At 60.3% G+C, this 12978-nt stretch carries 13 protein-coding genes; 5 read left to right on the forward strand and 8 right to left on the reverse strand.

What is annotated here, in order from left to right; genetic code table 11:
* The first annotated feature begins 84 nt into the window (after nt 1-84).
* On the forward strand, nt 85-756 hold the full coding sequence (gene rpiA / locus HBO10_RS07095; RefSeq protein ID WP_034128979.1) for a ribose-5-phosphate isomerase RpiA: 672 nt from the start codon (nt 85-87) through the stop codon (nt 754-756).
* A gap of 333 nt (nt 757-1089) precedes the next feature.
* Nucleotides 1090-3036 carry an autotransporter domain-containing protein gene (locus HBO10_RS07100; protein WP_034128980.1) on the forward strand — a complete coding sequence of 649 codons (1947 nt, stop codon included), beginning with the start codon at nt 1090-1092 and terminating at the stop codon, nt 3034-3036.
* Here the strand turns inward: HBO10_RS07100 and HBO10_RS07105 are convergent, their stop codons facing one another.
* From HBO10_RS07105 to HBO10_RS07120, 4 genes are all read right to left on the reverse strand, one after another.
* Complete coding sequence (locus HBO10_RS07105) at nt 3037-3945, reverse strand: SdiA-regulated domain-containing protein (RefSeq protein ID WP_034128981.1); 909 nt, start codon at nt 3943-3945, stop codon at nt 3037-3039.
* A 121-nt stretch (nt 3946-4066) separates the two neighbouring features.
* Complete coding sequence (locus tag HBO10_RS07110; RefSeq protein ID WP_034128982.1) at nt 4067-4990, reverse strand: SdiA-regulated domain-containing protein; 924 nt, start codon at nt 4988-4990, stop codon at nt 4067-4069.
* Between the two features lie 247 nt (nt 4991-5237).
* Entirely contained in the window at nt 5238-5903 is a 666-nt protein-coding gene (locus HBO10_RS07115) for a fumarylacetoacetate hydrolase family protein (protein ID WP_034128983.1), read from the reverse strand.
* Nucleotides 5904-5925: 22 nt separating this feature from the next.
* A complete protein-coding gene (locus HBO10_RS07120; RefSeq protein ID WP_034128984.1) occupies nt 5926-7320 on the reverse strand; it encodes an FAD-binding oxidoreductase in 1395 nt (464 codons plus the stop codon).
* A gap of 205 nt (nt 7321-7525) precedes the next feature.
* Between HBO10_RS07120 and serA the strand changes: the two genes are divergently transcribed.
* Nucleotides 7526-8755, forward strand: coding sequence for a phosphoglycerate dehydrogenase (gene serA / locus HBO10_RS07125; protein WP_003195214.1), 1230 nt, complete (start codon nt 7526-7528; stop codon nt 8753-8755).
* A gap of 67 nt (nt 8756-8822) precedes the next feature.
* Here the strand turns inward: serA and HBO10_RS07130 are convergent, their stop codons facing one another.
* The gene (locus tag HBO10_RS07130) at nt 8823-9263 is read right to left on the reverse strand and encodes a DUF4399 domain-containing protein (protein WP_034128985.1); all 441 of its coding nucleotides are present in this window, start codon (nt 9261-9263) and stop codon (nt 8823-8825) included.
* 134 nt (nt 9264-9397) lie between these two features.
* Here HBO10_RS07130 and HBO10_RS07135 point away from each other — a divergent pair, with 134 nt between their 5' ends.
* Nucleotides 9398-9871: a transporter substrate-binding domain-containing protein gene (locus HBO10_RS07135; RefSeq protein ID WP_020301833.1), complete on the forward strand. Its 474-nt coding sequence runs from the start codon at nt 9398-9400 to the stop codon at nt 9869-9871.
* A 48-nt stretch (nt 9872-9919) separates the two neighbouring features.
* On the opposite strand, the gene HBO10_RS07140 is transcribed toward HBO10_RS07135, so the two are convergent.
* A complete protein-coding gene (locus tag HBO10_RS07140) occupies nt 9920-10402 on the reverse strand; it encodes a DUF523 domain-containing protein (protein ID WP_034128986.1) in 483 nt (160 codons plus the stop codon).
* Nucleotides 10403-10404: 2 nt separating this feature from the next.
* The gene (locus HBO10_RS07145; RefSeq protein ID WP_003195222.1) at nt 10405-11037 is read right to left on the reverse strand and encodes a 2OG-Fe(II) oxygenase; all 633 of its coding nucleotides are present in this window, start codon (nt 11035-11037) and stop codon (nt 10405-10407) included.
* 131 nt (nt 11038-11168) lie between these two features.
* Here HBO10_RS07145 and HBO10_RS07150 point away from each other — a divergent pair, with 131 nt between their 5' ends.
* Nucleotides 11169-11921, forward strand: coding sequence for a DUF2059 domain-containing protein (locus HBO10_RS07150; RefSeq protein ID WP_034128987.1), 753 nt, complete (start codon nt 11169-11171; stop codon nt 11919-11921).
* 86 nt (nt 11922-12007) lie between these two features.
* Here the strand turns inward: HBO10_RS07150 and HBO10_RS07155 are convergent, their stop codons facing one another.
* Nucleotides 12008-12949, reverse strand: coding sequence for an alpha/beta hydrolase (locus tag HBO10_RS07155; protein ID WP_034129074.1), 942 nt, complete (start codon nt 12947-12949; stop codon nt 12008-12010).
* Nucleotides 12950-12978: the final 29 nt, after the last annotated feature.

The raw sequence follows: 12978 nt of genomic DNA on the forward strand, positions 1-12978 counted from the left end.
TGGCCGGGCGACCACACGAATCCCGAGGTTTTGTTGGGTTATACTCGCCGCCCTCGTTAACTCCCCGCCCGTTCCGGAGCCCGCATGACCCAGGATCAACTCAAACAGGCAGTGGCCCAGGCCGCTGTCGATTTAATCCTTCCTAAGCTCGACGACAAGAGCATCGTCGGTGTCGGCACCGGTTCCACCGCCAACTGCTTTATCGACGCACTGGCCCGGCACAAGGGCGCGTTCGACGGCGCCGTGGCCAGTTCCGAAGCCACCGCCGCCCGCCTCAAGGGCCATGGCATTCCGGTGTACGAGCTCAACACCGTGAGCGACCTGGAGTTCTACGTCGACGGCGCCGATGAAAGCGACGAGCACCTGAACCTGATCAAAGGCGGCGGCGCGGCCCTGACCCGCGAGAAGATTGTCGCGGCCGTGGCCAAGACCTTCATTTGCATCGCCGACGCGAGCAAGCTGGTTCCCGTGCTGGGCACGTTCCCACTGCCGGTGGAAGTCATCCCCATGGCCCGCAGCCACGTGGCCCGCGAGCTGGTGAAACTGGGCGGCGACCCGGTGTACCGCGAAGGTGTGTTGACCGACAACGGCAACATCATCCTCGACGTGTTCAATATGCAGATCACCAACCCGGTGGAGCTTGAGACGCAGATCAACGCCATTGTGGGCGTGGTCACCAACGGCCTGTTCGCAGCGCGCCCGGCGGATGTATTGCTGCTGGGCACCCCGGAAGGCGTAAAAACCCTCAAGGCCTGACCCTGTGGGAGCCGGGCTTGCCCGCGATGCAGACGACTCGGTGTATCAATGGATACCGAGGCGATGCCATCGCAGGCAAGCCAGCTCCCACATGTGTTAGCGCTCGACTCTAGAGCGATGTAACAAAAACGCTACTTTTCGCAGCACTCCTCGCCAAAACCGTGCGCTCTGTCACGGCATCCCCTGCCACGCCTGGTATCCAATCCGTTACAAATTACAGCCACGCGACCCACGCGTTTAACAATGCGCCAATTCGCAGCCGCCCATGGAATGAGGCGCGCATTGTGCAAAGGGTCTGGGCTTGCACATTCCCATCACCTCAAGGAAGACCTTGTGATAAAGCCTCTAGCCTTCGCCATCAGCGTTGCCGGTGCCCTGCTGTCCACGCATACCCAGGCCTACGATTACGGCCAGCACGCCAACACCACCCTGGAAAAACTGATCAACGACTACCCTGGCCGATATCGAGGCACGGCAAATTTTGCCGGGGCAGCCGACTGGATGCAGAGCCAGATGGGCACGGCCTATAGCTTCAGCCGCCAGGACTTCACCTGGAACAACGGCAGCCGGGCTTCGCAAAACGTGGTGGCCTCTGCCGCTGGTACCAAGGCCCAGTACGTGGTGATTGGCGCGCACTTCGACACTTACTTCGGCCGCCCGACCCTGCAAGGCCTGGATGACAACGGTTCCGGCGCCAGCGTGTTGACCGAGGTGGCGAAGAACCTCGGCGGCCTGTCACTGGAAAATGGCCTGCAAATCGTTGGCTTCGGCGCCGAAGAAGAAGGCCTGCGCGGCTCCCGTGCCTTTGTCGACTCACTCAGCGCCAGCCAGCGTGCCAACATGCTCGCGATGATCAACCTCGACAGCCTGATCACCGGCGACATGATGTATGCCCACGCCGGCCAGAACAGCACCGCCAACCCGGCCTTGGCCTCCTTGCGCGAGCACGCCTTCCAGATCGCCAAGGAGTTGAACATTCCCTTGTTCAGCAACCCCGGCCTCGACCCGCAGTACCCGAAGGGCACGGGCTGCTGCAGCGATGGTGAAGCGTTCGAACCGCTGAATATCCCGATCCTTTATATAGAGGCCACCAACTGGGAACTGGGCGACCTGGACGGCTACACCCAGACCGACAACCCGAAAATCCCCGGCGGCTCGACCTGGCACGACCCGAACGAAGACAACAAAGCCGTGCTGACCGATGCGTTCGGCCAGGCGCGCATCGACCAGCGCCTGCGCGACTATTCACGCCTGCTCAGCCGCCTGGTACTGGAACTGACCAACGCCGACCTGATGGCCTCGACCGCTTCTGGCGGTGCCGTTGCGCGCAATATGCAAGACAACCTGCAGCGCCAGCATCAGGCCCTGGTGCGCCTGCATGATCGCCGTTGGCTGACCCTGCAAGCGGCCAGCCGCGAGGTCGGCAGCTTCGATGGCGAGATCGGCGTGGATGGTGAATACAACCCGGACAGCGGCTTCGACAGTACCCCCAACCCCGAAGCCCGGCGCGTGGGCCTGCATGCCCTCGGCGACTACCAACTGACTTCAAGCCTGAATATCGGCGCCAGCCTCAGCTACCTCAATGGGCGCGACAAACTGGAGCATCGCGGCAAGCTCGACAGCGACACCTGGCAGGCAGCCGTCTATGCACTGCTCAACGATGGCGGGCCAAGCTGGCTGGCCGGTGACCTGAGCGTGGGCCACACGCGCTTCGACTCCAAGCGCAACCTGGTCATCCAGGCCAATGGCGGGCCGATCCTGCTCAACCAGCAACTGACGGGCGACACCGATGCCCTGGCGTTGGGCGCACGAGTGCTGGGTGGCTATGACTTTGACTTTGGCGCGATCAAGAGCGGGCCGTTCGCCGGCCTGGACTACAGCCATTACCGCATCGACAAGTTCCACGAAAAGCAGAGCCTGCGCACGGCCCTGGAGTACGAAGAGCAGTCTTTCGACTCGCTGGAAGCCAGCCTCGGTTGGCGCGTGCGCGGCGCTGTTGCCCTGCCCTATGGCCTGAACCTGATGCCCTACGGCGACATCGCCTGGGTCAAGGAATTGGCCGACGGCCGCCTGGACGACCTGCAACTCACCGCACGCGCCGATGGCCAGGCCCGCACCGCCAGGCTGGGTTCAGTGGATAAGAGCTTCGCTCGCGCACAACTCGGCAGCCAACTGGCGATCACCCCACAGTTGGGCGTGTTTGCCGAGGTCAATGGCCGCCTAGGGCATGCTGAAGGCAGCCAGACCGGTTATTCACTGGGTGTGCAATGGATGTTCTGATCAGGGTTTCTTGAACACGTAAAACAGGTTGGGCTCGCTGACCATGTACAGCGTGCCGTCGTCATCCATGGCGATCCCTTCGGCCTGGGGCACGCGCTTGCTCAGCCCATGACGCCCTTTAAGCAACGACAGACTGCTTAGAGGGCGACCATCAATATCCAGCTCCAAGACCAGGAACGACTCATCCGACAGCGCCAACAGATGGCCACTGCGCTCGTCGTATTGCAGGCTCGACAGGTCGCGCACAAACAGCCCGGCATCGCGCTTGGGGTTGTTGATCACATGTACCGAATAGGTTTTTTCCGGCTTGAAATGGGGAAACCCGTGCACCTCGTAGATCAGCATGGGGTCGCGTTCCTTGGCCACGAACAAGCGCTTGCCCACCGAGTCGTAGGCCAACCCTTCAAAGCCCTTGTTGCCGCCAACGTGCACGCCCAGGGTCATTTGCTCCGCATCGGCGGCGTCGAGGAACGTGGTGTCATCGTCCACATGCACTTTGATCAAGCGCTGCTGGCGCTCATCGCTGATGACGTAGATGTTGTCGCTGATAAATTCCACCGCTTCGGCATCGCCAAAGCCCACCAGCGGAATGCGCCGCAGGATCTTGCCCTCCAGCGACAACTCGACCAGTTCGGCGTTTTTATTGGTGACGGTAAACAGGCTTTTGCGCACGGGGTCGTAGGTCAGGGCCGAGACATCGTCGTCGAGCCCTTCGATCACCTGGCCTTCGAGGGTGACACGGTAGTCCGCCAGGCCAATGGCGCGCTCATCCGCAGGCTGGTACCACACCTGCCAGTTGAACCAGGCGCGTTCGAACAGACGGAACTGCTGTGCCACCAGCCCGGCAGCGACCAAGGCGAGCAATAGCAGGATAAAAACAGCAGGTTTGGGGCGGGCAAGTCGACGCATCGGGGCGGGCTCAGAGAAAAAACTGGCGAATAGATATCAAGGTCACCTGAATTTAAACTTAAACGCACCGGACTGCCTGGCGAATGCCGTTTATAAAGAAAACTCTGACGTAATTCGTCAGTTATTTCTGCTTTTCAAAGCGATAGAACAGGTTTGGCTCACTGACCATGTACAGATTGCCGCTCTCGTCCATGGTCACGCCTTCGGCACGTGGGATCGTGTCTTTCAGGCCATTGAAGCCGCCAAGCAAGGTCATGAAGCTGACTTGCTCGCCCGTTTCATCCAGTTCCAGCAGCAGGTGGGAATCGGCCGACAGCACCAGCAAATGCCCGGTACGTGGGTCGATGGACAGGGCCGACAGGTTGCGCACATCCAGTTCGGTGCTGGCCAGTTTTTGCTTGTCGCCGGTCAGCGTATTGCCATCGCTTTTCCAGGTGAACAAGGCCGGCGGACGCTCTTCGCCCAGCACCAGCTGCTGGTTGCGCTTGTCCCAAGTGACGGCTTCAAAGGCTTTGTTCTGATCTTTGGACGGGCCCAGGTCATGGCTGGGGAAATCGGCCTTGTTCAGCGCCGTAGTACCGGCGTCGACCTTGACCACGGTCAGGCTGTGATCGCGTTCATCGACTACCGCCATCAAGCCGTTTTCCATCACCGCCACGCCTTCCGGGTTGTTCCAACCGTTGAGCGGCATTTTGCGCAACACATCGCCTTGCAGGCTCAGTTCGACCAAGAAGGGGTTCTTGCCCATCACTGAAAACAGGGTTTTGGTCTGAGGGTTGTAGGACAGGTCCGAAGCCTCATCCTTTTCCATACCGGGCAGCAACTTGGCGTCGATCACCGCGTGATAGTCGGGCAGCCACACACTCTCCCGGCGCTCAGCCGAACTCTCGAAACGCTCCAGCACCCACAGCAGACCGCGATCGTCCCAGTGCATGGCCCAGGCCACGCCATACAAAATGGCACCGGCCAAGAACACCCAGGAATACCAGCGCATAGACAAGCGGGAGCGGAGCGAGGTTTTCGAAGTGGGCAGAGGCACGACCATTGAGCGCTTTTCCGGAAAGTCAGCTTTAGGGGACAGCACAGGATTCAAGGACCCGCGCGCAAGAGCAGGGAATTATCCGGATGGCGTGTGAAAAAAATGCAAAACGCCGAATCCTGCAGATGTACACAAACAACTGTGGGAGCGGGCTTGCCCGCGATTGAGGGTGTTCAGTCAACTATTCAGTGACTGTCACACTGCCATCGCGGGCAAGCCCGTTCCCACAGTTTAATTGCAGTTTGGCAGTGATTTAGCGCACAACGCTTTCGAAGCGATTGACACCCGCCAGCTCCAACACCACTTCATCCCCCACATTCAACGGGCCAACGCCCGCCGGGGTGCCGGTCAGGATCACGTCGCCCGCTTGGAGGGAGAAGCAACCCGCCATGTACTGAATCATCGGCACAATCGGGTTGAGCATCTGCGCGCTGTTGCCGTCCTGGCGCACTTCACCGTTGATGCTCAGGCGAATGCCGATATCGGTCACGTCTGCAAAGGTACTGCTGACCACGAAGGGGGCAATCACCGCCGCGCCATCGAAAGACTTGGCGATTTCCCACGGCAGGCCCTTGGCTTTGAGCTCGGCCTGTTTGTCGCGCAGGGTCAGGTCCAGGGCCGGGGCGAAGCCCGAGATGGCGTCCAGCACTTCTTCCCGGCTCGGCTTGGCGGACAAAGGCTTGCCGATCAATACGGCGATTTCCGCTTCGTAGTGCACCGAACCGCGCTCGGTCGGAATGGCAAAGCCGCCTTCCAACGGCACCACGCAACTGCCCGGTTTGATGAACAGCAGCGGCTCGGTGGGCACCGGGTTGTCCAGTTCCTTGGCGTGTTCGGCGTAGTTACGCCCGATGCACACCACTTTACCCACCGGGAAGTGGATGTTGGTGCCGTCGACATACTTGTGCTGGTAGCTCATGGAACGACTCCTTCAGGTGCGATTAAACAGCGAAGATCTTGCCGGGGTTCATGATCCCGTTAGGGTCGAACACGGCTTTGACGGCCTTCATGTATTCGATTTCAACCGGTGAACGGCTGTAGGTCAGGTAATCGCGCTTGGTCATGCCCACGCCGTGCTCGGCGGAGATCGAGCCGTTGTACTTGGCGACGGTCTCGAATACCCACTTGTTAACGGTGGCGCACTTGGCAAAGAACTCGTCTTTGCTCAGGTTTTCCGGCTTGAGGATGTTCAGGTGCAGGTTGCCGTCACCGATATGGCCGAACCAGACGATTTCGAAGTCCGGGTAGTGTTCACCGACGATCGCGTCAATTTCGCTCAGGAACGCTGGCACTTTCGACACGGTCACCGAGATGTCGTTCTTGTACGGCGTCCAGTGGGAAATGGTTTCGGAGATGTACTCGCGCAGTTTCCACAGGTTGTGCAGTTGGGTTTCGCTCTGGCTCATCACGCCATCCAGCACCCAGCCCTGCTCCACGCAATGTTCGAAAGTTTCCAGAGCGTGGTTGGCGACTTCTTCGGTGGTGGCTTCAAATTCCAGCAACGCGTAGAACGGGCACTCGGTTTCGAACGGCGCCGGCACGTCGCCACGGCCAAGGACTTTGGCGAGGGCCTTGTCGGAAAAAAATTCGAAGGCGGTCAGGTCCAGCTTGCTCTGGAAGGCGTGCAGCACCGGCATGATCGAGTCGAAATCAGTCGTGCCGAGCACCATCGCCGTGAGGTTCTTTGGCGCACGGTCCAGGCGCATGGTGGCTTCGACCACAAAGCCCAGGGTGCCCTCAGCGCCGATAAACAGCTGGCGCATGTCGTAGCCGGTGGCGTTCTTGATCAGGTCGCGGTTCAGCTCCAGCACATCGCCTTTGCCGGTGACGACCTTCATGCCGGCCACCCAGTTGCGGGTCATACCGTAGCGAATCACTTTGATCCCGCCGGCATTGGTGCCGATATTGCCGCCAATCTGACTGGAACCGGACGAGGCGAAGTCCACCGGATAATACAGGCCGTTTTCTTCTGCGACGTTCTGCAGTTGCTTGGTGACCACACCCGACTGGCACACGGCGGTGCGGTCGGTGAGGTTCACGTCGAGGATCTGGTTCATATAGTCGAACGACACCACCACTTCGCCGTTGGCGGCAACGGCAGCAGCCGACAAGCCCGTGCGCCCGCCCGATGGCACCAGCGCCACCTTGTGCTCATTGGCCCAACGCACGATGGCCTGTACCTGCTCGGTGGTCTTGGGGAACACGATGGCGCTAGGTGCGGGAGCGAAGTGCTTGGTCCAATCCTTGCCGTAAGCCTCCAGGGAGTCGGCGTCGGTCAGCACTTTGCCGGGCTCAACCAGGGTCTTTAGCTCATCAATCAGGGCAGGATGGGTCATCGACAGAACTCTCGAACAATTCATGGTCATCCTGAGAACGCTTCACGTCGCAGGAATAGGTGTTTAGCGGGGTGCGTATGCTAGCATACCGCCCCCGCAGGACAGACCCAAAGGGCGTTTCTGCGGTGACGGCTTTCCTGCCGTCCGGGTCAGCTTGCGCTGCTCGACTCCCTGCCAATTTTCTCCGGGATACAGGTTTACGCAGATGAGCAAGACTTCTCTCGATAAGAGCAAGATCAAGTTCCTTCTTCTGGAAGGCGTCCACCCATCGGCTGTCGACGTTCTGAAAGCCGCCGGGTACACCAGCATTGAGTACATCACCAGTTCTCTGCCGGAAGCCCAGCTCAAGGAAAAGATCGCCGACGCGCACTTTATCGGCATTCGCTCCCGCACTCAGCTGACCGAAGAGATCTTCGACCACGCCAAGAAACTCGTGGCTGTCGGCTGTTTCTGCATCGGCACCAACCAGGTCGACCTCAATGCAGCGCGCGAGCGCGGCATCGCGGTGTTCAATGCACCGTACTCCAACACCCGTTCCGTAGCGGAGCTGGTGCTGGCCGAGGCCATCCTGCTGCTGCGCGGTATCCCTGAGAAGAACGCTTCCTGCCACCGTGGCGGCTGGATCAAGAGCGCGGCCAACTCCTTCGAAATCCGCGGCAAGAAGCTGGGCATCGTCGGCTACGGCTCGATCGGCACGCAACTGTCGGTGTTGGCTGAAGGCCTGGGCATGCAGGTGTTCTTCTACGACACCCTGACCAAGCTGCCATTGGGCAACGCCACCCAAGTGGCCAGCCTGACCGAGCTGCTGGGCATGTCCGACATCGTCACCCTGCACGTTCCGGAAACGGCCGAGACCCAGTGGATGATCGGTGAGAAGGAAATCCGCGCGATCAAGAAAGGCGGGATTCTGATCAACGCCGCTCGCGGCACCGTGGTCGAGCTGGATGCCCTGGCCGACGCGATCAAGGACAAGCACCTGATCGGCGCTGCCATCGACGTGTTCCCGGTGGAGCCACGCTCCAACGATGACATCTTCGAAAGCCCGCTGCGTGGCCTGGACAACGTGATCCTGACCCCGCACATCGGCGGCTCCACCGCTGAAGCCCAAGCCAACATCGGCCTGGAAGTCTCGGAAAAACTGGTCAAGTACAGCGACAACGGTACCTCGGTATCGTCGGTCAACTTCCCGGAAGTGGCCCTGCCGGCTCACCCGGGCAAGCACCGTCTGCTGCACATCCACCAGAACATCCCTGGCGTGATGATGGAGATCAACAAGGTCTTCGCGGAAAACGGCATCAACATCTCCGGTCAGTTCCTGCAGACCAACGAGAAGGTCGGCTACGTGGTAATCGACGTCGACGCCGAGTACTCGGACCTGGCGCAAGAGAAGCTGCAGCACATCAACGGCACTATTCGTAGCCGCGTGTTGTTCTAAGGCTTCAAGCGCTGGATAAAAAATGGGAGACCCGCAGGGGTCTCCCATTTTTTTGCCCGAATAACGCTTATTTGACGTTAACGGTGATCACTTTCGAGGCGACTGTGGGTTCGAACTGGCGATGCACGTTGTCGCCGGCCACCAGTTGCAGGGTGTGCTTGCCTGGCGTCAGGGTCAGCTCGGTTTCGGTCTGCGCCTTGCCGAAGTGAATCGAGGTAGGCGTGGCCGGGATCGCCTCATTGGCGTTGAGCGACTCCACCTTCTGGTCTACCAACAGGTGGTGGTGCCCGGCGTTAGGCACTTGCTTGTCGATCGGTTCCAGGTCCAGCTTCTTGACGCCGAATTTGACGGTGAAGGTTTTATCAACGGTGGCGCCATCTTTCGGCGAGACGATGAACACTTCGGCACCTTCAGGCGCAGGCGTACGAGGAAGGTCTGCGGCACTGGCCAACATCGAGGTACCCAGCAAAAGGCTGGCAATCGTTGCACGGGACAAAAGGGCTTTCATTCGCTTCTCCAGTTTTTCTGTGAAATCTGTAGGGTTATGACAACTTCGCGATAAATTGCGGTCCAAGGCACCCGACACCATAACAAAACGTTGCTGAGCGGCGCCTCGCCTGTACGAATTCTTTAGGAGTGACCATGCGCTTTTCGCCTGGCCTGTTGCTGTTGCTTCCTCTTCTGAGCCCCTTGGCTCATGCCGAACTGATTGACGACGTCAACGATCGCGGTGAACTGCGCATAGCCCTGGAAGCCAATACCCCGCCGTACAATTTCAAAGAGGGCGACAAACTCGCCGGCTTTGAAGTGGAGCTGGGTGAACTGCTGGCCAAGGAAATGGAGGTGCGCTCCTCGTTTATCACCACCGATAACGCGGACCTGCTTTCCGGTGTGGAAACCGGCAAGTACGACGTGGCCATTAACCATATGGCTATGACTGCCGAGCTTGAGGATCGTTTCGATTTCAGTGAGCCTTATCACCAGAAGCCGGCATTGGCGATCCCCTTCCAGAAGGGCAACCCGGCGTTCAAGACCAGTTTGAACGGGGCGTTGAAGCGGGTTAAGGACGATGGCCGGTTGAAGGCGCTGTCGCAGAAATGGCTCAAGGCGCAATAAATGTGGGAGCTGGCTTGCCTGCACCCACATTTGATCTGTTTAAGCTTCTTAAAGCTGCGTGAGGGCAATCGCCGCCTGTGGCAACTCCAGCTCACTGAACACCTGCACACCATGGCGCTTGAGCAGCGCCGCCGTGACGCCTTCGCCACTGACCTTCACCCCGCTGAAGGTGCCGTCATAGGTCAACAGATTGCCGCAGGATGGGCTGTTGGCCTTGAGAATGGCGATGCGGATGTGATGGCGTTGCACCAGCGCCAAGGCTTGGCGGGCACCGTCGAGAAAGGCGCTGGTGAAGTCTTCGCCCTCGGCCGTCAGCACCTGGGCGCGGCCTTCCCACACGTCGATGCCCTGCCCGCCTGGGATTTCGGCCGAGGGCCGCGGTGTGGGCAAGCCGCCCGCCACTTCCGGGCAGATGGCAACCACGCGACCTTCAGCTTGCCACGCCGCCAGTTGATCGAACGGGCCGCTGGCCCCGCCGTCATAGCGCACCTTGTGCCCGAGCAGGCAGCGGCTGACCAGAATCTTTTCCATGTTTAAAACGGCTCGTTGCCCCGCCGGCGAAACCAGCCCGTCAAGGACAGGCGTTCGCGCGTAGCGGGCAGGACTTCGTGAGGCACCTCGCCCGACAGGAATACCACCAGGCAGCCCCCGGTGGGCACCACGTCGTATTCGACACCGCCCTTGAGGTACATGCGCAGTTGGCCGCCATGCTCGGGCAGCCAGGCGTCGTTCAAGTAGATCACCGCCGAGACCATGCGCCGGTCATCGTCGCGAAAACGGTCTACATGCTTGAGGTAAAACGCGCCCGGCGGATACATCGCGAAGTGGCTTTCGAAATCTTCCAGGCCCAGGAACAGGCTGCGATTCATCGCCAGGCGCAGGCCGTCCATCACGCCCATGTAGGTATCGCAGATAGGCGCGTCCCCCTCCTCCAACCACTGGATATGGTCACCGCGAATGCCCTCGCGAATCTCCTGGGCCGGCCCACGACCTACCGCTGCGGGCGCCAGTTCACCTTGTGCCGCACGTTTACGGCACTCAGCCGCCAGCTCCAGGGTCAGAGCCTGGGGCAGGAAGCCATTTTGCTGCGACCAGCCTTTTTCGGCCAGGTCGTCGACGATGCGTTGCAGCAGCGGGTGATCGAGGGGTATTTGCATGGCGCGCATAGTATCCATACGCCTGAAAATCCGACAGCGCCGTTGAGCGTCTGAATACACTTTAGTCAGGTGACTGATAGGACTTCTCGACAAATCCTACGCCCGACACGGACAATAGTGGCCGACTGACAGGAGTCCTTATGCGTCGTTTGTTTTTTTCTGTGTTGATGTTCTGCGTTTTGCCCGCCTGGGCAGACGGCCATGACCAGTTGTACAAGGTCGCCGGCTGGGCCGAACAACGTGCGCACTTCAATGACGCCCTCAGTGCCGCCCAGCAGCGCTACCGCAATAGCCTGCCGCCGGTGGTGTACCAGGCGCTGGTGGACAACAGTAATAAACGCTTTGCCGCCCAGGCCATGGACCAGCGTGCCGAGGCGCAATTGCGCAAGCACTTGCCCGACCCGAAACCTGCCCTGGCGTTTTTCCAATCGCCCCTGGGCCGCAAGATCGTCGCCGCCGAGTTGCTGGCCACGCGCCGCGACCAACTGGCAAAAAACGCCCAGGGTCTGCCTAAACTCGAAGCCGATGCCACCCGCAGCCTGATCATCGGCCACTTGGCCCAGGCCCTGCCCGCCCGCGAGGCCGGCGCCGAGGTCAGCCTGGCGATTGCGGGCGTGGCGGCCGACAGCTTGAGCCAGATGATCCCAGGCCTGCTCGGCGGCGATCAGGCGCAAGGAATGTTGAATGGCCAGCGTGAGCGGTTGATGCAGCAGATCGACAAGGATTTGAACAATACCTTGCTGTATGTCTATCGGGATTTGTCCGACCCGGAGCTGGAAGAGTTCGCCACCTTTGCCGAGTCGCCGGAGGGCAAGGCGTATTACCAGGCCGCCCTTGCAGCCATTCGCGCAGGGCTTGCCGTTGGTCAAAGCACCTCAAGCCTGACGCAGTAAACCCTGTCGGAGCTGGCTTGCCTGCGATTGCGCTGTGTCAGTGACACCGCTATCGCAGGCAAGCCAGCTCCCACATTTGGACTGCGTTATTTCAGGTGATCCGTGAGGAAGTTAAAATATGCTTCGCGAATCTGCGGAATTTCATTGGCCAAGTGATGCCTACCCCGCTTGAGCATCAACACCTCAGGCCGGTCGAACTTACCCCGCAACACCTGCAAATTGTGCTGCCAGTCCACCGTCATATCTTCCTCACCCTGCACGATCACCGGGCGCCGGGGGCTGCGTGGTGCGGCTTCGATGCGTTTGATCCAGCGCGCCAGCGACCCCACCCAGGCGGTCGGCAATTGGCGAGGCTGCAGCGGGTCGGCTTCCAGGAACGGCTTGAACGCAGGGTCGTTGGAGTTATCGCTGAAACGCCGGGCGATGCCTTTGACGAACGGGCGCAGCAGGTAATAGCTGACCTGCGACCAACCCCAGGCACGCGGCCGCACCAAAGGCGACAGCAGGAAAGTCTTGCCCTGGGCCGGACTCTGGGCGCCGTGGTTGAGCAGGTGGTCCACCACGATGGCGCCGCCGGTGCTTTGCCCGAACAGGTGCCAGGGTTGCGGCAATTGCAACGCCTTGGCCTCGACGAACAAGGCCTGCACCACGCTCTGGTACACCGCAAAGTCATCGATGCTGGCGCGTGCGCCGCTGGACAAGCCATGGCCAGGCAGGTCGCAGGCGATCACCACGAAGTCCTGGTCCAACGCCCAATCCACCACATGGCGATACAGCCCCATGTGATCGTAGAAACCGTGGAACAGGAACATCGTCGCCACTGGCGCTGGCGGCCACCAGACCTGGGCCACCACCTCGAACCCATCCACCTGCAAGCGCCCCAGGCGGCTCACCGCCGGCACCTGGCGTGCGGCCAGGTCGAGCCCGTAGAAACGCTGGTAAACCCTCGCCTCGGCTGACAGCGGTTGCGCATCCACCAGGGGGCGCAAGCTTTCGCGCAGATGATCAGGGTCAAAGGTGACGGGCATAAAGGTTTCCAGACTTGCGGTGAAGATGA

Origin of the sequence: Pseudomonas sp. WS 5503 (assembly GCF_012985385.1) — a bacterium.
GTDB lineage: Bacteria > Pseudomonadota > Gammaproteobacteria > Pseudomonadales > Pseudomonadaceae > Aquipseudomonas > Aquipseudomonas paracarnis.